A 19,932-nucleotide genomic window follows, 5' to 3' on the forward strand; every position below is an offset into this window, starting at 1 on the left:
CTCAGGCCCCCTGCTCGGTCGGAAGCCCGGCCTGCTGCCAAGCCTTCGTACCCCCGGCAATGTTCACAGCGTCGTGGCCGTGGGCCGCGAGATATTCGGCCACCTGCGCGCTGCGACCGCCGACGGCGCAGATGACATGCACCGGAACATCCGCTGGAATCTCACCCATGCGCTCGACGATCTCACCCATCGGAATGTGCATCACGCCGGGTACGTGGACGGCTTCGTACTCCCCCGGTTCGCGCACATCGAGGACGACTGGCGCATGGAGCACCGAGAGTTCGGTGACGGTGATCTCTTTCATACGGGGACCCTTTCAACAGTGGGGGAAACAACAAGATTAGACGTTCCGGCAAGCCAGGTGCGGTAGCCGCCGTCGAGGTTCTGCACGTCGAATCCGTGCTGGGTGAGAATGCGCGCGGCGGTGTGGCCGCGCTGGCCGACCTGACAGTGCACGATCAGCGGCGCCCGTGGCAACTCGACGAGTTGCTCGCGCAGGTCGTCGAGCGAGAGGTTGATCGCGCCCGGAATGCTGCCCGCGGCAAATTCGCCGGCGGAGCGAACGTCAACGAGCACGGCGCCCGCCGCGCGCGCCGCCGCGAGCTCATGCCACTGAAGGTTCGCGCTCGTGCCCCGCGCCAGGTTGTCGGCGACATAGCCGAGCTGGTTGATCGGGTCCTTGGCCGAGGCATACTGCGGCGCGTAGGCGAGTTCCAACCGGGTCAAAGCGGATGCGCTCAGCCCGGCCGCCATCGCGACCGCAATCACGTCGATGCGTTTGTCCACCCCCGCGCCGCCCACGATCTGCGCTCCCAGAATTGCATCGGACTCGGCGTCGATCAGAAGCTTGATCGACATGCCCTCGGCCCCGGGGTAGTAGCCGGCGTGGTTGGCCGGATGGGTGTGCACGACACGGTGGGCGCGTCCCGCCTCGACAAGGCGCTTCTCACTCCAGCCGACCAGGGCGACGGTGAGGCCGAAGATCCCAAGGATTCCCGCGCCGAGGGCCGGGGCGGCCTGCTCGGCGGTGCCGGCGATGCTGTCGGCGACGGAGCGGCCGTGACGGTTCGCGAGGCCGGCCATGGTGACGAGCGTGCCGAAGCCGTTGACGGCATCCGCTTTCTCGACGCCGTCGCCGACGGCGAAGATGTGCGGATCACTGGTGGCCTGGGTGCCGTCGACCCAGACACCGCCGCTCCGGCCGATGCGCAGGCCCGCCTGCTCGGCGAGGGTGACGTCGGGCCGCACGCCGCTCGCGTCGATCACGAGGTCGGCGGGCACGGTCGTGCCGTCGCTGAGGGCGACAGTGCCTGGCGCGGTGGAACCGGTCACGGTCGTGTTCAGTCGCACGTCGACGCCGCGTTCACGCAGGCGATCACGCACGGGCGCGGACATTTCGGGGTCGAGCGGGGTGAAGATCTGCGGCCCGCGCTGCACGAGGGTCACGTGCACGCCACGGTGCACGAGGTTTTCAACGGCTTCGAGACCAATGAAGCCGCCGCCGACCACCACAGCGCATGCCCCGCTCGTTTTCGCGAGTACCGCGGTGATGTGGTCGACGTCGTCGACGGTGCGGAGGGTGTGGGTGGGGATGGCCGTGTCGTCAATCGCGGCGGAGCGGGCCGAGGCACCGGCGGCGAGCACAAGGCGGTCGTAGCGTTCGACGCTGTGTTCATCGGTGATCAGGTTGCGCACCGAGACGGTTTGGGCGGTTCGGTCGATCTGCACGACCTCGGTGTCGATGCGCACGTCGAGCGCGAAGCGGGCCTCGAGGGATTCCGGGGTCTGCAGCAGCAGTTCATCGCGATTACGGATGACTCCCCCCACGAAATACGGCAGGCCACAGTTCGCAAACGATACGTAGTGTCCACGCTCGAATACGATGATCTCGGCGCTCTCGTCGAGCCGGCGCAACCTGGTCGCCGCCGACATTCCGCCCGCAACTCCGCCTACAATAATGATTTTCACGTGTGCCTCCACTGCAAATATACCCCAGAGGGTATTTGCGCACAAGGTGACGGAGTGGCGGCGGGCGCGGCATCCGCTCGCGCCGGGCCCACCTTATGAACGTGGGCCCGGTCTATAAACTGCGCCCACGTTCCGGGCCCAGGCCCCGTCCCACACGAACCCACCCACTCCGGGCACTCCTCAGGCGGTCGGCAGCGCCCGAAACCCGCGCAGGCGCAGGCTGTTGGTCACCACGAAGACCGACGACAGGGCCATCGCAGCGCCGGCGATCAGGGGGTTGAGCAAACCGGCCATCGCCAGCGGAATCGCCGCAACGTTGTAGGCGAAGGCCCAGAACAGGTTGGCTTTGATCGTCGCGAGGGTACGCCGAGACAAGCGGATGGCGTCGGCTGCGGCCAGCAGATCGCTGCGCATGAGGGTGAGGTCGCTCGCCTCAATGGCCACGTCGGTGCCAGACCCCATCGCAATGCCCAGGTCCGCTGTAGCCAGGGCGACGGCGTCGTTCACCCCATCACCCACCATGGCGACCACATGCCCGTTCGCCTGCAACTCACGGATCACCCGCGCCTTGTCGGCGGGCAGCACCCCGGCGGTCACGTCGGTGATGCCAACCTCAGCCGCGACACTCTGCGCGACCGCGAGATTGTCACCGGTCACGAGTAGGGGCGTCAACCCGAGAGCGCGAAAGCGCGCGACGGCAGCGACGCTCGTGGGCTTCACCGTGTCGGAGACGGTGAGCACGCCGCGTACCCGTCCCTCCCAGGCCACCAGGACGGCCGTCTTGCCGTCCCCCTCGGCCGTACCCAGCACGGCCTGCATCTCGCTCGGCACGTTCAACCCCCACCGGTCTAACAGCCACACCGGACGCCCGACCAGAATCTGCCGGCCGTCAACCGTGGACTGCACCCCGAGCCCTTGTTCCGACGCAAACGCCGACGAGGCTGGCAATGGCCCAAGCCGCGACACGGCGCCCGCCGTGATAGCCCGCGCAATCGGATGCTCCGACCCGCTTTCCGCAGCCCCCGCCAGCCGCAGTAACTCGTCTTCAGAACCATCTTCGTATGCCACCACGGTCGCCAGCGTCATGCGCCCGGTGGTGATCGTTCCGGTCTTGTCGAGAACGATCGTGTCGACACGACGCGTGGACTCGAGAACCTGCGGCCCCTTGATCAGAATGCCCAGCTGCGCGCCACGCCCGGTGCCCACCAGCAGAGCGGTCGGCGTGGCGAGCCCGAGCGCGCATGGGCAGGCGATGATGAGTGTCGCCACGGCCGCGGTGAATGCCATCGCCGGCCCGGCGCCGACCAGTAGCCAGCCGGCCAGCGTGGCCAGGGCGAGCCCGATCACGATCGGCACGAAGATGCCGGAAACCCGGTCGGCCAGGCGCTGCACCTCGGCCTTGCCGGTTTGCGCCTGCTCGACCAGTCGGCCGATCTGGGCCAGCTCGGTATCGGCGCCGACCTGCGTCGCCCGCACCACGAGCCTCCCGCCGGAGTTCAGCGTGGCCCCCACAACGCTGTCGCCGGGCCCCACCTCAAGGGGCACCGATTCGCCAGTGAGCAGGCTCGCATCGATAGCGCTCGCGCCGTCGACGATCACCCCGTCGGTCGCGATCTTCTCGCCCGGCCGCACGACAAACTGGTCACCCACCACGAGCAGGGAGGTACTGATGCGGCTCTCGACGCCGTCCCGCAGCAGGGTGGTCTCCTTCGCGCCGAGCTCCAGCAACGCCCGCAGGGCCGCGCCGGAGTTGCGCTTGGCCCGTGCCTCCGCGTAGCGACCGGCCAGAATAAACACGGTGACAGCGGATGCCACCTCGAGATAGATCTCGTCGGCGCCACTACCCGGGGTGGCCGAGAACGTGAAGCTCATGGTCATTCCGGCCATCCCGGCCATGCCGAGGAATAGGGCGTAGAGCGACCAACCGAGGGCGGCGAGCACGCCGACGCTGACCAGGGTGTCCATGGTGGCGGCGCCGTGGCGGGCGTTCACCCAGGCAGCGCGGTGGAACGGCCAGGCACCCCAGATCGCGACGGGAGCCGCCAGGGTCAGGACCAGCCACTGCCAGTTCGTGAATTGCAGCGCGGGAATCATCGACAGGATGACTACCGGCAGGGTCAGTGCGGCTGAGATCAGCAGGCGCTGGCGCAGGGACGCGACCTCGAGGGAGGCGGCATCTTTTTCGATGACAACGGCCGGCAACGCGGCCGTGTAGCCGGTGGCTTCGATGGTCTTGATGGCATCGTCGACGCTCGTCCCAGCGGGCACGAAAACGCTCGCTTTCTCCGTGGCGTAGTTCACCGTGGCGGCGACTCCGGGCATCCGGTTGAGCTTCTTCTCAATGCGGACAGCGCACGAGGTGCAGGTCATGCCCCCAACGAGCAGGTCAACCTGTTGGCCGGCGGCCATCAGGCAGCGGCTACCAGCTGGTAGCCCGCCTCCTCAACGGCCGCGGCGACCAGGGCTTGGTCGAGTTCCGACGTGCTTGTCACGGTGACCTGCGAAGTGCCGCCCTTGACGAGTTCGACGGTGACGTTTTCGGCGCCCGCGACAAGCCCAATCTCTTCGGTCACGCTCGCGACGCAGTGGCCGCAGGTCATTCCGTCAACGCCGTACACGGTCGTGATGCTCATGGTGATTCCTCACTGTTTGGACCTCGAAAGGGTATTCATTCGAGCATACCCCTTGGGGGTACCGTTACTCCAACTATACCCCGAGGGGGTACAATTGAGGCTGGGGTTCACGAGCAACGCAGAGGATAGGGTCATGAGCGATTCTGAGACCCACGACGGTCCACACGGCTACATCTCGAACAAGGATGCTTACCTCAAGCGCCTGCGCCGCATCGAGGGCCAGGCTCGCGGCTTGCAGGGCATGGTCACCGACGACAAATACTGCATCGATATTCTCACCCAGATTTCCGCCATGACGAGCGCCCTCGAATCAGTCGCGCTGGGCCTCCTCGATGATCACCTCACCCACTGCGTATTGCACGCGGCCATGGCCGGTGGCGCCGAAGCGGAAGCCAAGCTGCAAGAGGCCTCGGCGGCCATCGCTCGGCTGGTGCGTTCTTAGAGGACCGGACCTTTGGCCCTAGTCGCCGGGCCGAGCGGCGCGCGACACTGATGATACGCATGGAGCCAGCGTGCCCACTCGGGAAGGACCATTATGAATCTGCCGCACAGCGCGCCCCAGACGACGGCCGGGGCAACGCCCGGCATTCCCATCCGCGTTTTCATCCTCGACGACCACGAGCTGGTGCGTCGCGGCCTGCGTGAACTGCTCGAGGGTGAGGGTTTCGACGTCGTCGCCGATACCGGCCTGGCGGCGGAAGCCACCGTTCTGATCCCGAAGCTGCGCCCCGACGTGGCCATTCTCGATGCCCGCCTGCCCGACGGCACCGGCATCGAAGTCTGTCGCGACGTGCGCTCGGTCGATCCCGCACTACAGTGCCTCATTCTCACAAGCTACGACGACGAGCAGGCCTTGCGCGGTGCGGTGCTGGCAGGCGCGGCTGGCTACGTCCTGAAAGAGATTCGCAGCACCGACCTGCTCGGCAAGATCCGCCGCGCTGCCGACGGTGAATCCCTGTTCGATCCCGCGGTCAAGGCGGGCATCATCGCCGGCCTGGCCGATCCACAAGACGCCCGCCTCGCGTCGCTCACCGCGCAGGAGCGCAAGGTGCTCGACCTGATCGGCGAGGGCTTGACCAACCGTGAGATCGGTCAAACCATGTTTCTGGCCGAAAAGACCGTCAAGAACTACGTGTCTTCGATGCTGGCGAAACTGGATTTTCAGCGCCGAACCCAGGCTGCCGTGTACGTTGCGAAACGTGGAGACGAACACCAACGGTAACTTCCGGAACCGGTGCCGACCAACGCAGCCGCGTTCCCTCGCCTAAAACGCTGCGCACGGAGAACTTTCCGCCGAGCAGCGTCGCGCGTTCCTTGAGGTTGTCGAGGCCGCTGCGGCGGATGAGTTTACTGAAACCGCAGCCGTTATCGGCGATGACCAGCTTGAAACGATCGCCCTGGGCGTCAACCGAAATGTCGATCGTGCTCGCCTGGGAATGCCGCGCCGCGTTGCTGAGCCCCTCCGAGATCACGGCCAGCAGGTTGCTGCTGAGGTCATCGGACACCGGCGCATCGATCGGCCCCGATAAGCGGATGCGTGGCGCGAACGGTAGGCTCGCCGCCCCCTCTTTGATCACAGTCAGAATGCGACTGCTCAGCGTGTCGGTGTCCTGCGCCATTCCGCGCAGCGAATAAATCGTGTCGCGCAGCTCCCGAATGGTGTCATCGAGCTCCGTCGTAACCGCGTTGATGCGGTCCAGCGCGATCGGGTCATTGGTGAACCGCCGCAGGCTCTGCATGCTCAGCCCGGCGGCGAAAAGCCGCTGAATGACCAGGTCGTGCAGGTCGCGGGCAATACGGTCACGGTCACCCAGCACGGCCTGCTCTTCACGCATGCGATGCACCGAGGCCAGTTCGAGGGCGAGCGACAGCTGGGTGCCAAAGACCGCGCTCATCTCGACATCGGTAAGACTGTATGCAGCGGATGCTGGTGCCCGCGACAGCAGAATCACGCCCTGCCCGTTTCCGGCTGGTCCCAGGGCGGCCATGAGCGTTGACCCCAGGTGCGACCACGCGCCAACCGAGCCGGGCGCGGCATCCGCATTCTGCAGGGGCGGCGCGACAAGCGTGACAGACCGGCCGGTGGCCTGCAGTTCGCGCAGCACGCCGGCCTGCAGCAACACGGTCGTACCGACCAGTGCTGACGCGACAGCACCGGTTTGCGTTGTGCCAGCCGCGGCTGCGCAGTACAGGCTGTCGTCGGTAGGAAACCCGATCACGGCCAGGTCGGCGCCGGACGCCGCGAGTGCCCGCTGAACGACAAGGTCGAGGCCGTTGTCTTCGCCGTCAACGGGTCGCAGCAGGTCGCGGCCCATCGCAGCGACCGCCTCGAGCCACCGTGAGCGGGCGCGGGACTCATCGTAGAGACGCGCGTTCTCGATCGTGACACCGGCGGCCGCGGCGAGCGCGACGGCCAGAGTCTCGTCTTCGTCGGTAAAGTCGCCACCGCCCTGCTTCTCGGTGAGATACAGGTTGCCGAAGACGGTGTCGCGCACCCGCACCGGAACGCCGAGAAACGATTTCATCGGCGGATGATGGGCGGGAAAACCGAAGGAATCCGGGTGGTCGTGCAGGTCATGCAGACGGAGGGGGTGCGGTTCCCGAATGAGCAGCCCGAGCACACCGTGCCCGACCGGAAGCGCCCCGATCTGCCGAACGGTCTCCTCGTCGAAGCCCACGGTGATGAAGTGGCTCAGGGCCTGACCCGTGCCGATTACGCCCAGGGCACCGTACCGCGCCTGCACGAGCTCGCAGGCCGCGATGGTGACGCGTTCCAGCACGGCCTCCAAACTGAGGTCTTCGGCCACCGAAACGACGGCATCGAGCAGACCGCGCATGCGGTCCTGGGTGAGGGCGAGTTCGGCGGCGGTCGGATCCGTCATAGTCGCCCCCGCCCTAGTGCCGCCTGGTGGTCTAACTGTGGCACGACTTCAGGGCGGTGAAGCTATTTACGGGTGGTTCTGGTGACAATTGTCGGGCAGGTGATGTGCAGCAGCACCTCGTGGCTGACCGACCCCATCAGCAAGCGCTGCAGCGAGCCCCGGCCCCGGCTGCCCACCACGAGCAACTGGGCCGCGCGGGCGGCCGCAACGAGCGCCCTGGCCGGCGATTCGTCGGTCTCGAGAACCTGGTGCACCACCAAGTCGGGGTACTGAGTTGTCAGACCCGCGACGGACTCGGCGAGCACCACACGTTCCTCTTCCATGCGCTCGGTCACAGCGTCGGCGGGGATGCTGCGCAGCACGCGGCGATTCGGCAGGTGCACCGCGTAGAGGGCATAAAGTTCCTGACCGGTCCGATCGGCCTCGGCGGCGGCGAACGCCACGGCGGCGATCGAATCAGCGGAGCCGTCGACGCCGACGTAGACGCCGGAGCGTTCGGTGGCAGGCAGCGAGGGGATGACGGCGACCGGACAGGTGGACAGTGCCGCGATCTGCAGGCTCACACTGCCAAACAATTCGCCTTCGACCCGGCCCTTTTGATCCGTTCCGACGACGACGAGGCCGGCGTCTTTCGACAACTCGCTGAGAACGCGCGGCGCACTGCCCGTGCGCAGCTCGGTCTGGGTGGTGACCGCGGGCGCGAGGACCTCGGCGCGGGCAGCGGCCTCGGCGAGCAGTTTCTTCTCGGCATCGAGAATGCTGTCGTAGTAGCCGTAACCGTCGGCCAGCCAGGTTTCGTACACGGTGTGCATGAGCATCACCGGACTTTTAACGTTGGCGGCTCGGGCCATAGCCCACGCGAGGGCGGTCTCGCCGGCAGCCGAATCATCGATGCCGACCACAATCATCCGGTTCATTGCTCTACCTCGTTCTTGATCGCAGGTCGCAGCGGCGGAGTCCCCCGCCACGAAGGAGGAGCTGATGCCCCATCGCCTCGTCTTCATTCTGTCAGCCGCCCGTACCAACACATAGGGCCGGAAGTCCCGATTGGGTGCCCATTCTGAGGCCGCGCCGGGGCGGGACTTTCGGCCCTAGTCGCCGGCGGCCGTTCGGTCATACCGTGACTCCAAGGGGTTTTCACCCGCCCACATTCTTGAGAATCGAGGAGGAACTCGTGAAGGCACTCGTTTATGGTGGCCCTGGCCAAAAAAGCTGGACCGACGTTCCCGACCCGACGCTGCACAGCCCGACCGATGCTATCGTGCGCGTGGACACGACCACGATCTGCGGCACCGATCTGCACATTCTCAAGGGTGACGTTCCCGCTGTCACCGTCGGGCGCATCCTCGGCCATGAGGGCGTCGGCACCATCACCGAGGTCGGTTCAGCGGTCAGTAACCTGAAAGTCGGTGACCGCGTCATCATCTCCTGCATCAAGAGCTGCGGACACTGCAGTAATTGCAGCAACGGCCTCTACTCCCACTGCCTCGGCGACGAGGGCGCGTCGGGCATCGGCTGGGTCTTCGGCCACCTGATCGACGGCACCCAGGCCGAGTTCGTGCGCGTGCCCTACGCCGACAACTCCCTGCACAAGCTGCCGGAGGGCGTCAGCGACGACCAGGGCGTCATGCTCAGCGACATTCTGCCGACCGGTTTTGAAATCGGCGTGCAGTACGGCCGGGTCAAGCCCGGCGATGTCGTCGCCGTCATCGGCGCCGGCCCGGTCGGCCTGGCCGCCATGGCCACCGCCGGCCTCTACGGCGCAGCGAGCATCATCGCGATCGAACTGGACCAGAACCGTCTCGAGCGCGCCCGCGACTTCGGCGCGACCGACACCGTCGTCTCCGGCGCCGCTGATTGGAAAGACCAGGTGCTCGCACTGACCGACGGCGCCGGCGTCGACGTCGCGATCGAGGCCGTCGGCATTCCGGCGACCTTCACCATGGCCACCGAGATCGTGCGCCCGGGCGGCAACATCGCCAACGTCGGCGTGCACGGCCAACCGGTCGACCTCCACCTCGAAACCCTCTGGATTCAAAACATCAACATCAGCATGGGGCTGGTCAACGCCAACACCACCAAAATGTTGCTCAAGCTCGTCGCGAGCAAGAAGCTGCCGGCTGAGAAACTCGCCACGCACCACTTCAACTTCGACCAGTTCCTCGAGGCCTACGACACCTTCAGCCGCGCCGTCGAAACCAAGGCACTCAAGGTGGTCAACTCCCGCTGACCAGGTTTTCCCGGAAGGTTTTTCTGCGCACACTGTTCGCCCACGAATCGATATCCGGCGGCCCCGCCTCGAGGCGCGGGCCGATCGCGTGAGTTTTCTGATGACCAGGAGGATCGCCATGGTGCCGGGCGCGGTTCGCCGCGTGAATCACCACCAGACGTGACTTTAGGCCCTACTCGCAGGCACCGGCGATGACTAACGTGAAGAACACTCGTTTGTGACGTTCACACGACATTCCCGCTCGTGGCCCGCCACCGTAGAAGGGATTGAGCTCATGACGCACACGCTCACACGGAACCAGACAGTGGTCGCGTGGGATGGGTCTGACCCCGCTCGGGCGGCCCTGGATTGGTCACTCGCCCGCTGCAACGATGGCGAGCTCACCCTGGTGCGCATCCTCGACCGCACGGTATCGTCGGCGGATTACTTCGCCGAGGAGTCCACCACCGTGCACGCCCGCGAAGTACTCAAGGATGCTGCCGACCGGGTGAGCGCAAAATACCCGGATCTCACCGTGCACGCCGATCTACGCTCGGGGGACCCGGTCACCGAACTGCGCGCGTTGAGCGAAACCGACACCATCGTTGTGGTCGGAACGCACCGTCGTCGCGGATCGACGCTGCGCTACGAGTGGTCGATGGGGGCCCGACTGGCCGGTTCGGCCCGGGGACCGATCGCGATTATTCCGGAGGGCGACAGCACACACCATGCGGGCGTCGTGGTCGGCGTCGACGGATCAGCGGCGTCGAACGCCGCCGTGGGCTTCACCGCGAAGGAGGCCGACCGCACCGGCCAGGAACTGCACGCGATCCACGCGTGGCAGGAGCCGCTGGTCTGGCGCGACACGACCGAACCCGACGCTCGGTTTCTGCAGACGCTGGAGAAGTCCCATCGGCGCATTCTCGACGAAGCGCTGGTCACCGTCGCCCGCCGTTATCCGGCGCTCTCGATTCGGCCCTCACTCGTGCGCGGCGCCCCGCAATCGGCGCTGCTCGACGCTTCCCGTGGAGCCGCGCTGCTCGTCGTGGGCGACCACGGGCAGAAGGGCATCTCGAAACTACTGCTCGGCTCGGTGAGCCACTCGATTGTGCTGAACATCCAGTCGCCCATGGTGGTCATTCCCGCTCCGCGCATCTGACCCGCCAGCGCGCTCGTGGCACTCGTCCGGGAAGCGGGCACCCCGAGGAACGCGTGCCCGCTTCCCTAACCGGTGCCGGGACGCGACCTACCGCGGTTAGGGTTTTGGTATGAGCACTTTCGCGCTGCCCCGTCGTCACCTGCGCATTCTGGCAACCGGGATGGCCCTTATCGGGCTTGCGGCGACGCTCATCGCTTTGCCGCCGGAGCCGGTCGCCGCCGCACCGCTGTCGGCCGCCACGGCTGACCCGGCCGCCACGACTGACCCGACTGACCCGGCAACCACCGACCCCGCTGTGTTCGACCCCGGTCTCATCATCAGCGACTTCAACTTCTTCAACCCGGACGCCCTCACCGAAAGCGGCATCCAGGATTTTCTCGAGCATCGTTCCTGCCGGCCGAGCGATGGAGTGCCCTGCCTCTGGGAGTTTCGCGAATCGACGACCAGCCAACCGGCCAAGGGTGACGGGCACTGCCAGCCCTACATCGGCGCCGAGAACGAAACAGCCGCCCGGATCATCGCGAAGATCGCGGCGGCCTGCACGGTCAGCCCCAAGGTCTTGCTGGTGTTGCTGCAGAAGGAACAGTCCCTGCTGACCCGGCCGAGCGCATCCGGTTATCTGCGCGCCACCGGCTACGGCTGCCCGGATACCGCGGACTGTGACGCCCAATATTTCGGTTTCTTCAATCAGGTCTACAACGCGGCCTGGCAGTTTCGGCAGTACACCCAGGAGCCCGACCGGGCGTTCAAAATCGGCAGTGTCGACGTGGGCTTCAATCCCAACGCCGAATGCGGGGCCTCCACCGTCCGCGTCAAGAACCAGGCCACTGCCAACCTCTATAACTACACGCCCTATCAGCCCAACGCGGTTGCCGTCGCGAATGCCGGCGACGAGGGCGACGGATGCTCGACCTACGGCAACCTCAATTTCTGGCTGTTCTATAACGACTGGTTCGGGGATTCGACCCTCGAACCGTTCCCGGTGATGTTCGACGACTGCCTCAACTTCGTCGGCGGCCAGGACTGTGCGCCCGTGTCGCTCCTGCCCGACGTCACGACTGCCGGCTAGCTCACGCTGTACACCCACGGCACCTGGCCGACTTCCAGGCGGTGACGACCGCCGGCCTGCTCGGCGAGCGCATCATCGGCGTGAGCGACATCCCCCGCCCAGAACAGCGCCGGCCCCCGCTCGCTCGTACCGAGCCGGGTTTCGTAGTGTGCCAGGGCGCGCCTGTGGGCACGCGCCATGATCTCGGCCACCGACCCGTCACCCTGCAGCCCGTGCAGGGTGACCCAGGTCGGCGCCACGAGGGTCATAAGAGCGGATGCGTGCCGCTCCAGCGCCTCGGCCGGCCGCAGCCAGGTGTAATCGATGACCTCATCCTCGGCGAGCACGATGGTGCCGGGCGGCGCGGTCGTGAGGTAGAACCAGGTGCGTAGTCGCTTCGGGGCGCTGCGCGGAGGCACCCACACCGCCGTCGCGATCAGCGCCTCGGGAACGACCTCGAGCCCGGTCTCTTCCCGAACCTCACGCACGGCAGCCCGACGGGCGGCGAGCTGTTCGACGGCCTCCGCCTTCGCAGCCGGGCCCGGCCCGTCGGGCAGGCCCGGCCCGTCGGGCAGGCCCACCGCGCCGCGGTCGGCGGGCTTCACCCCCGCGGTGGCGAGGCCAGCCGNGGGCAGGCCCACCGCGCCGCGGTCGGCGGGCTTCACCCCCGCGGTGGCGAGGCCAGCCGGCGCCGCCTCATCCGCTGCGCGCCGGTCGCCCGGGTCGACGCCGCCGCCGGGAAACACCCACGCACCGGCGAAAGACCCTCGGTGACGGGGGCGTTCGAGCAGCAGCACCTCGGGCCCCGTGGCACTGTCACGCAACAAGACCACCGTGGCAGCGACTCCAATACATGCTGGCACTGGCTCGGTGTCTCGCGTCATCTCTGGTCCTCCGGGTGTCGAGTGGGGCAGGCTTTTCCCACCCTAACGCCGGGCCTTCACCGCTACCCGGCGAGTAGGCTGCCAATACGCCGAAGCGCATCGCCGGTGCCACGAGGGTATTGTCGCTGTTTCGGTGCAAGGAGTAGTGAGGCATCATGAAGGCAGCGCGTTTTCACGGCCCAGCAGACATCCGCATCGAAGACATTCCCGCACCCGAACTTCGACCAGGAGCCGTCACCATCGACGTGGCCTGGTGCGGAATCTGCGGAACAGACCTGCACGAATACCTCGACGGGCCGATCTTCATTCCGGCTGAGGGGCACCCCCACCCGCTCTCCCACGAAGAGGAGCCGGTCACGCTCGGCCACGAATTCTCCGGCACCATCAGCGCGCTGGGCGAGGGAGTGACCGACCTCGCGGTCGGAGACCACGTCGTGGTCGAACCCTACTTCGTCTGCAACGAGTGCGCTCCCTGCCTGGTCGGCAACTACCACCTGTGCACGAAGATGGGTTTCATCGGGCTGGCCGGCGGAGGCGGAGGACTCAGCGAGCAGGTCGTCGTCGACCGCCGCTGGGTACACGCCATCGGCGATATCCCCCTCGACGAAGCCGCGTTGATCGAACCACTCTCGGTAGCACACCACGCCTTCGTGCGTAGTGGGGCCAAAGCCGGCGATGTTGCCCTCATCGGCGGGGCCGGCCCGATCGGCCTGCTCGTCGCCGCCGTACTCAAGGCCGAGGGCCTCACGGTGATCATGTCCGAACTCAGCGAGGCACGCAAGGAGAAGGCGCGGGGCACCGGCGTGGCCGATCACGTGCTCGATCCGAGTAAGGAAGACGTCGTCGCTCGGGTGCGGGAACTCACCGGGGGCAACGGCGCCGACGTCTGCTTCGAATGCACGAGCGTGAACGTTGTACTGGACCAGCTGTTCGACGCGGTGCGACCCGCCGGCGTCATCGTCAACGTGTCGATCTGGGGTAAGCCGGCCAGCATCGACATGCAGAAGCTCGTGCTCAAAGAGATCGACCTGCGTGGAACGATCGCCTATGTGCGCGACCACCCGGCGACCATCAAGCTCGTGCAGGACGGGCGGGTCAAGCTGGCGCCGTTCATCACCGGTCGCATCGCACTCGATGACCTCATCACGCAGGGCTTCGACACCCTGATCAACCACAACGAGACCGCGGTCAAGATCATCGTTCACCCTTGACCGGTGCCGAGTGGCGCCTCGAGCCTCGGGGCGCTGCCACTTGCGGCAGTAAGCTGCCAGCTATGCCCGACGACATCATGCGCACGAGTGCGCTCACCCGCAGCCTGCTCGCGCCAAATGCCGGTCCGATGACGCTCGACGGCACCAACAGCTACCTCATCAAGGCGCCCGACGCGCACACGATCGTCGTCGTCGACCCGGGGCCGCTGCATGAGGGACACCTCGCAACCCTTGCCGCCGCCGGCCGGGTCGAACTCGTGCTGATCACCCACCGGCACGCCGATCACACGGCGGCAAGCGTTCGATTCGCGCAGCTCACCGGGGCCCCGGTGCGGGCCTTCGATCCGGCCTTCTGCGTGAATGGCGACCCGCTGGGCGACGGGGAGCAGATTGCGGCCGCCGGCACCAGCATCCGCATTCTGGCAACGCCGGGACACACCGACGACTCGGTCTGTCTGCACCTGCCCGGCGACGGCGCCACCGGCTCCGTCCTGACCGGCGACACCATCCTCGGCCGGGGAACGTCGATCATCGACGGCGCCCTCGCCGACTACCTGGCCTCGCTCGAGGCTCTGCGCATGCTCGGGCCGGCCATCGCGCTGCCCGCGCACGGCCCGGTACTGCCCGACCTCGCGGCCATCTGCTCGGCCTACCTCGCGCATCGCCACGAGCGTCTCGACCAGGTGCGCGCCGCGCTCGACACCCTCGGTTCGACGGCGACCGTCGCGCAGATCACCGATCTGGTCTACTCACAAACGGATGCCGCGGTGCGGTTCGCCGCCGAGGCATCGGTTCGCGCGCAGCTGGCCTACCTGCGCGCGGCGCGCTGACCGAGCTGGCGCGGCTACCTGCCGGGCTTCTTGTTTTCCAGGGCGCGGGCCGCCAGGGCGCGGGCTCTGGCACCGGCAGTGTCTGCTGCAGCGCTGAACCGGGCATTTTTAATGCCCGAGCTGGCCGCTCGGGCAACCTTGTTGCTCTGTTTAGGGTTTTGAGCCATGGTGCATTTTCCAATCACGGGAAACCGGGAGGTGACTCCTTAGTGAACCTTATCCGTACCTCACACCCCGTTCCACGCCATAACTCCTGCAATCCGTCTCGACGATATTCCACTCGCCCGTCATTACGCGGATCTGATCATCACGGGTTAGAAATTGCAGGAGTTATGCGCGCAGCCTCACCGAGCAGTCTTCCGCTCGAGCACCGGCCCGAGCCGACAAGTTGCAGACAAAACAGACCAAGCAGTATGGTTCTTGTGGCGCTGCAATTTGGCGTTCACCCCAGCCGTTCTCGCAGTGCGCTAACGTATGGGGAGATCGAGGGCGGCGATCGATCATTGGCGCAGCCCAGAGAATGCTCAAAGGGGAACTCCATGCGCCATCGCTCACTGCTCACGGCCATCGCCGCCGCCGCTCTTCTGTCGCTGACGCTCGCGGGGTGCAGCGGCGAGAAAGCGGCCGAGAAGCTCGATCCGGCCGAAGGCCCGCTGGCGAAGTACATGTCGGGTATCTATGCAGGCTTCGACGAAGACTCGGTGATCGCTCAGCAGAACGAGCAACAGGAACTTGTCGCTGTCTGCATGTCCGACGAAGGCTTCGAGTACACGCCCATCGACGCCGCGCAGTACAGCGGCATGATGGGCGACAGCGGCGAGGAGTACGGCACCGAGAAGTGGGTGGCGGAAAACGGATACGGAATGGTCCAATCCCCTGAGCAGCTGGCCGCCCAGCAAGAAGAGAGCGAGGCTTACGTCGACCCGAACCAGGATTACCTGGAGTCGCTCTCCGCGGGCGAGCAAACCGCCTACAACGAAGCGCTCAACGGTCCACAGCCCTCGGAAGAAGAGATCGCCGACGGTTCCTACGTGGACAGCTACGAAGCCAAGGGCTGCTATGGCGCCGCCTTTGAGGAAGTCAACGGCGACCAGCCGTCACCCGAAGATCACGCTGCGCTGTACGAAGCGATGGGCGCCATGTACGAAACGGCGCAGGCCTCTCCCCTGCTCGTCAAGCTCGACGCCGAGTGGGCGACCTGCATGGCCGATGCCGGTTACGCAACCTTCACCAAAAAGTCCGAGCCGTCAGAATTCATCATGAATGAGATGACCGCCCTCTCCGAAACCGAGACCGGCGTCGATGATCAGGCGCTCGCCGCCCTGCACGAGAAGGAACTCGCGATGGCCATGGTTGACTACACATGCGCTGAAGAGCTCAACTACGACGAAGCAACAACCAAGGTGCAGTTCGAGCTGGAGGAACAGTTCATCACGGATCACAAGTCCGAGCTCGACGCGCTCATTGCGGACTACGAGCAAGGCAAGTAGGTGTCGCGCCTGTTCGGGCGACGAGCAGCGACAGAGCCGGATGCGACCGAGGTGACAGACCTCGACGCTGTCGCGCCGCCCACCCGCTCGGGTAGCCAGGGCTGGCGCCGCCTGTTCGTCGGCAATCGGGTGATCTGGGTCATGGCCACCGTCGCCATCGTCGCGCTCGTGGCCGGCCTCGGGCTGGGCCAGTTGATCGTCTCGCCCGGGCAGGCTGCAGCGGATGCCGATGCTCCCGCCGGCGGCCTCATCACGGTCCCCATCGAAAACCGGCAACTGGCCAACGACGTCACTATGCGCGGTGACGCCACCTACGCCGACTCGGTGGAGGTCAGCATTGAAACCGGCGAACTCGCCGGGGCGCCCATCGTCACCGGGCAGGTGCCCGAAGTCGCCGCCATCTTCGACACCGCCTCGATCGCGCTCGAGGTCACCGGTCGTCCGGTGATCGTACTGCCCGGCGACCTGCCGGTCTACCGCACCCTGCGCGTCGGCGTCTCCGGCCCCGACGTGCTGCAGTTCAAGCAGGGCTTGAACGCGGCCGGAATCGATGCCGGCGCGCTTGACTCCGACGTGTTCGACGCGCAAACGGCGAAGGCGGTCACCGCGCTCTACGCCAAGGTCGGCTACCCAGCGCCCACCGGCGGCGGCGACGTCGCGACCGCGGTCAGCGGCGCCGAAGCCGGAGTCACGAGCGCGCAGGCATCCGTCGACAGCGCCAACGGCGCCCTCACCACGGTGCAGGGCGCCGCGTCCAACGTCGACGTGGTCGAACAGGGTAACCTCGTGCGCAGCGCAGAGCGGGCGCTTGCCCTGGCCAGAACCGAGGGAACCTCCAACGAGATAGCGGATGCCGAGGAGTCCGTCACCCTGGCCGTCGCCCGCCAGGCCCAAGCTCTCGCGCCACGCGACGCGAGCGCCGAAAAAGCCGCTGTCACCGCGGCCAAAGCCGAACTGACCCGTGCCAACGAGACCCTGAGCGACGCCCGTGACGGCGCGCTCGCGTACCTGCCGGCCGGCGAAGTGCTCTACCTGCCCGGCCTCCCCCGCCGGGTCGACGAGATCAGCGTCAAACGTGGATCGAGCATCACCGGCCCCGTCATGCGGGTCTCCGGCGCGACACTCGTGATCTCCGGCTCGGCGACCGCGAGCGACGCAGCACTGCTCGAAGTCGGCGCCCCTGCCATTCTCGCCATGCCCGACGGCGACCAGCCCGCCACGATCACCTCCGTGCTCCCCACCGAACCGGCCACTGGTGAGACCGCGAGCGGCCGCTTCACCGTATTGTTCGCTCCCGACGCCCTCACCGACGAGCAGATCCAGGCCGTGCAGGGCAGCAACGTGCGTGTGCGCGTGCCGGTCAGTTCCACCGAGGGCGACGTGCTCGCCGTTCCGCTCGCCGCTCTGACCGCGGGGCCTGGCGGCGAATCCCGCGTTGAATTCGCTCCCGGCGGCTCCGCCGACACTGTGCTGGTCGAGGTCACGACCGGGCTTGCTGCCGAAGGTTTCGTCGAGATCACCGCCGTCGATGGCTCGCTGGGCGTCGGAGATCTCGTCGTGGTGGGCCGGTGATCGCGGCCCCGGTCGTCGAACTGGTCAACGTCACACGGTCTTTTCCCGGCCCACCCGAGGTGCAGGCGCTCAAATCGGTCAACCTGCGGGTAGAACGAGGCGACTACCTGTCGATCGTCGGCCCGAGCGGATCGGGCAAATCCACAATGCTCAACCTGCTCGGCCTCCTCGACCGACCGAGCGTCGGCGAATACCACCTCGACGGCACCTCGACGAGCCTGCTCGATGAGAAGCAGCGCGCCATCGTGCGCGGCGGCACCATCGGCTTCGTCTTTCAGGCCTTCCACCTGCTGCCACACCGCACCGTGCTCGACAATGTGCTGCTCGCCACGCTGTATAGCGGCGTGCCGCGCGCCGAGCGCGAGGACCGCGCCCGAGCCGCCCTCGACCGCGTGAAACTCGATCACCGGCTCAATTTTCTGCCCGGCACCCTCTCCGGCGGTGAACGCCAGCGCGTCGCCGTCGCGCGCGCCGTCGTCGCTTCGCCCGAACTCCTGCTCGCCGACGAACCCACCGGCAACCTCGACGAGGCCACCGGCGGTGAGGTCATGGACCTGTTCGAAGAGCTGCACGCCGACGGCCTCACCCTCATCGTCATCACCCACGACCAGGCCGTGAGCGATCGGGCCGAACGCCGCGTGCGCATCACCGACGGTCGCCTGAGCGAGCTGTCATGAAGGCCCTCGCCAAGCGGATGCCGCGCCGCCGCTCCCGCGCCGCCGCGGTCTCCGGCGCTGAGCTGACGGCATCCGCTGAACTGACACCCAGCATCGTTCCGGTCATTCGCCGAGCCGACCGGTTCTCGGTGCAGGACCTGCTGGTCGAGGCGAGTTACGGCGTGGGCGCCCGCCCGAGCCGACTCGTGATGACGACCCTCGGCACCGTGCTCGGCATCGCCTCGCTCGTGGTCACCATTGGGTTCGCACAGACCGCCGCCGGGCAGATTTCCAACCAGTTCGACGCCGTCTCGGCGACCCAGGTCATGATCGAACCGGCCTCGACCCGCAATTCGAGCGGCAACGAACAGGCCACCGGGCGGCTGCCGTGGGATGCCCCGGAGCGGGTTGATCGCCTCGCCGGGGTGGAACGCGCGGGCCTCGTGGCCGAGATCGATGTCGAAGGCCGGCTCGTGACATCCGTTCCCGTCAACGACCCCTCGGCCGCGCAAACCCTGAGCCCCTCCGTCATAGCCACCTCGCCGGGCCTGCTCGCCGCAGTGCGTGGGCAGGTCGTCACCGGGCGCTACTTCGACGTCGGCCACGACGAGCGCGCCGACCGGGTCGTCGTGCTCGGCGCTCGAGCCGCCGAAACGCTCGGCATCAACCGGGTCGACTCGCAGCCGTCGATCTTCATCGGCGAGGTTCCGTACACGGTCATCGGCATCATCGACGGAGTCGAGCGCCGCGCCAACCTGCTCGACGCCGTCATTGTTCCGCTCGGCACCGCGCGCGCCGACTTCGGCCTCACCGCCCCGACCGAGCTGCACGTCACGATCGATGTCGGCGCCGGCACGCTCGTGGCCCGGCAGGCACCGATCGCGCTCGACCCGAACGCACCCGAGAACTTCACGGTGCAGGCGCCCGCCGCCGCGTCGTCGCTGCAAGACAATATCCAGGCCGACATCAACATCGTCTTTCTCACGCTCGGCATTCTCGCCCTGCTCGCCGGCGGTCTCGGCATCGCCAACGTCACCCTGCTCTCGGTGATGGAACGGGTCGGCGAGATCGGCCTACGCCGGGCGCTCGGCGCGACCAAGCGCGACATCGCTCGGCAGTTCATCGTGGAGTCGGCCGTGATCGGTCTGCTCGGCGGCCTGATCGGCGCGGCGCTCGGGGTGTTCGCGGTCGTCGTCGTGTCGCTGCTGCAGGGCTGGACGCCCATACTCGACCCCTTCGTCGCCATCGGTGCCGCGCTGCTCGGAACCGTCGTCGGGCTCGCCGCCGGCGCCTATCCCGCCGTGCGGGCCTCCAACATCGAGCCGATCACGGCCCTGCGCGGCGGCACCTAGGAGCCAGTCACGGCAGTCCGCATACCGAATACCGTTCT

19 protein-coding genes are annotated in these 19,932 nt (G+C 66.9%); 11 read left to right on the forward strand and 8 right to left on the reverse strand.

Annotated elements, in window-relative coordinates:
* Position 1: 1 nt before the first annotated feature.
* The 4 genes from CXY72_RS11285 to CXY72_RS11300 form a co-directional block, all read right to left on the reverse strand.
* Positions 2-304: a rhodanese-like domain-containing protein gene (locus CXY72_RS11285; RefSeq protein WP_104127767.1), complete on the reverse strand. Its 303-nt coding sequence runs from the start codon at positions 302-304 to the stop codon at positions 2-4.
* Positions 301-1,968 (reverse strand): FAD-dependent oxidoreductase, encoded by a 1,668-nt coding sequence (locus tag CXY72_RS11290; protein ID WP_104127768.1) that lies wholly within the window; start codon positions 1,966-1,968, stop codon positions 301-303. The genes CXY72_RS11285 and CXY72_RS11290 overlap by 4 nt, the downstream gene beginning before the upstream one ends.
* Before the next feature lie 180 nt (positions 1,969-2,148).
* Complete coding sequence (locus CXY72_RS11295; RefSeq protein ID WP_104127769.1) at positions 2,149-4,377, reverse strand: cation-translocating P-type ATPase; 2,229 nt, start codon at positions 4,375-4,377, stop codon at positions 2,149-2,151.
* A complete protein-coding gene (locus CXY72_RS11300) occupies positions 4,377-4,601 on the reverse strand; it encodes a heavy-metal-associated domain-containing protein (protein ID WP_104127770.1) in 225 nt (74 codons plus the stop codon). The genes CXY72_RS11295 and CXY72_RS11300 overlap by 1 nt, the downstream gene beginning before the upstream one ends.
* A gap of 133 nt (positions 4,602-4,734) precedes the next feature.
* On the opposite strand from CXY72_RS11300, the gene CXY72_RS11305 reads away from it, so the two are divergent.
* Together CXY72_RS11305 and CXY72_RS11310 are read left to right on the forward strand one after the other, a co-directional pair.
* Positions 4,735-5,043, forward strand: a complete 309-nt coding sequence (locus tag CXY72_RS11305) for a metal-sensitive transcriptional regulator (protein ID WP_104127771.1) — start codon at positions 4,735-4,737, stop codon at positions 5,041-5,043.
* Positions 5,044-5,136: 93 nt separating this feature from the next.
* Positions 5,137-5,823 carry a response regulator transcription factor gene (locus CXY72_RS11310; RefSeq protein WP_104127772.1) on the forward strand — a complete coding sequence of 229 codons (687 nt, stop codon included), beginning with the start codon at positions 5,137-5,139 and terminating at the stop codon, positions 5,821-5,823.
* Here CXY72_RS11310 and CXY72_RS11315 read toward each other — a convergent pair.
* Together CXY72_RS11315 and CXY72_RS11320 are read right to left on the reverse strand one after the other, a co-directional pair.
* Positions 5,723-7,483 (reverse strand): GAF domain-containing sensor histidine kinase, encoded by a 1,761-nt coding sequence (locus CXY72_RS11315; RefSeq protein WP_104127773.1) that lies wholly within the window; start codon positions 7,481-7,483, stop codon positions 5,723-5,725. The two genes, CXY72_RS11310 and CXY72_RS11315, sit on opposite strands and share 101 nt — an antisense overlap.
* 62 nt (positions 7,484-7,545) lie before the next feature.
* On the reverse strand, positions 7,546-8,400 hold the full coding sequence (locus tag CXY72_RS11320; protein WP_104127774.1) for a universal stress protein: 855 nt from the start codon (positions 8,398-8,400) through the stop codon (positions 7,546-7,548).
* Between the two features lie 257 nt (positions 8,401-8,657).
* On the opposite strand from CXY72_RS11320, the gene CXY72_RS11325 reads away from it, so the two are divergent.
* From CXY72_RS11325 to CXY72_RS11335, 3 genes are all read left to right on the forward strand, one after another.
* Positions 8,658-9,713 carry a zinc-dependent alcohol dehydrogenase family protein gene (locus tag CXY72_RS11325; protein WP_104127775.1) on the forward strand — a complete coding sequence of 352 codons (1,056 nt, stop codon included), beginning with the start codon at positions 8,658-8,660 and terminating at the stop codon, positions 9,711-9,713.
* Positions 9,714-9,987: 274 nt separating this feature from the next.
* Positions 9,988-10,851, forward strand: a complete 864-nt coding sequence (locus tag CXY72_RS11330; RefSeq protein WP_104127776.1) for a universal stress protein — start codon at positions 9,988-9,990, stop codon at positions 10,849-10,851.
* A gap of 109 nt (positions 10,852-10,960) precedes the next feature.
* Positions 10,961-11,920, forward strand: coding sequence for a hypothetical protein (locus CXY72_RS11335; protein WP_104127777.1), 960 nt, complete (start codon positions 10,961-10,963; stop codon positions 11,918-11,920).
* Here CXY72_RS11335 and CXY72_RS11340 read toward each other — a convergent pair.
* Positions 11,917-12,783 (reverse strand): NUDIX hydrolase, encoded by an 867-nt coding sequence (locus tag CXY72_RS11340; protein ID WP_146071147.1) that lies wholly within the window; start codon positions 12,781-12,783, stop codon positions 11,917-11,919. The two genes, CXY72_RS11335 and CXY72_RS11340, sit on opposite strands and share 4 nt — an antisense overlap.
* Before the next feature lie 155 nt (positions 12,784-12,938).
* Here CXY72_RS11340 and CXY72_RS11345 point away from each other — a divergent pair, with 155 nt between their 5' ends.
* Positions 12,939-13,994, forward strand: coding sequence for a 2,3-butanediol dehydrogenase (locus tag CXY72_RS11345; protein ID WP_104127779.1), 1,056 nt, complete (start codon positions 12,939-12,941; stop codon positions 13,992-13,994).
* A gap of 62 nt (positions 13,995-14,056) precedes the next feature.
* Positions 14,057-14,824 carry an MBL fold metallo-hydrolase gene (locus CXY72_RS11350; protein ID WP_104127780.1) on the forward strand — a complete coding sequence of 256 codons (768 nt, stop codon included), beginning with the start codon at positions 14,057-14,059 and terminating at the stop codon, positions 14,822-14,824.
* 14 nt (positions 14,825-14,838) lie between these two features.
* Here CXY72_RS11350 and CXY72_RS19555 read toward each other — a convergent pair whose 3' ends face one another.
* A complete protein-coding gene (locus CXY72_RS19555; protein ID WP_158252549.1) occupies positions 14,839-14,991 on the reverse strand; it encodes a hypothetical protein in 153 nt (50 codons plus the stop codon).
* Positions 14,992-15,237: 246 nt separating this feature from the next.
* Here CXY72_RS19555 and CXY72_RS11355 point away from each other — a divergent pair, with 246 nt between their 5' ends.
* The 4 genes from CXY72_RS11355 to CXY72_RS11370 are packed head-to-tail and all read left to right on the forward strand — an operon-like array spanning position 15,238 to position 19,894.
* Complete coding sequence (locus tag CXY72_RS11355) at positions 15,238-16,314, forward strand: hypothetical protein (RefSeq protein WP_158252550.1); 1,077 nt, start codon at positions 15,238-15,240, stop codon at positions 16,312-16,314.
* Complete coding sequence (locus CXY72_RS11360; protein ID WP_233197784.1) at positions 16,315-17,886, forward strand: hypothetical protein; 1,572 nt, start codon at positions 16,315-16,317, stop codon at positions 17,884-17,886.
* Positions 17,883-18,563 carry an ABC transporter ATP-binding protein gene (locus tag CXY72_RS11365; protein WP_104127782.1) on the forward strand — a complete coding sequence of 227 codons (681 nt, stop codon included), beginning with the start codon at positions 17,883-17,885 and terminating at the stop codon, positions 18,561-18,563. The genes CXY72_RS11360 and CXY72_RS11365 overlap by 4 nt, the downstream gene beginning before the upstream one ends.
* Positions 18,560-19,894 (forward strand): ABC transporter permease, encoded by a 1,335-nt coding sequence (locus CXY72_RS11370; RefSeq protein WP_233197785.1) that lies wholly within the window; start codon positions 18,560-18,562, stop codon positions 19,892-19,894. The genes CXY72_RS11365 and CXY72_RS11370 overlap by 4 nt, the downstream gene beginning before the upstream one ends.
* The last annotated feature ends 38 nt before the right edge of the window (positions 19,895-19,932 follow it).

The sequence above is a fragment of the Cryobacterium sp. Y57 genome, assembly GCF_002929505.1.
Lineage (GTDB): Bacteria > Actinomycetota > Actinomycetes > Actinomycetales > Microbacteriaceae > Cryobacterium.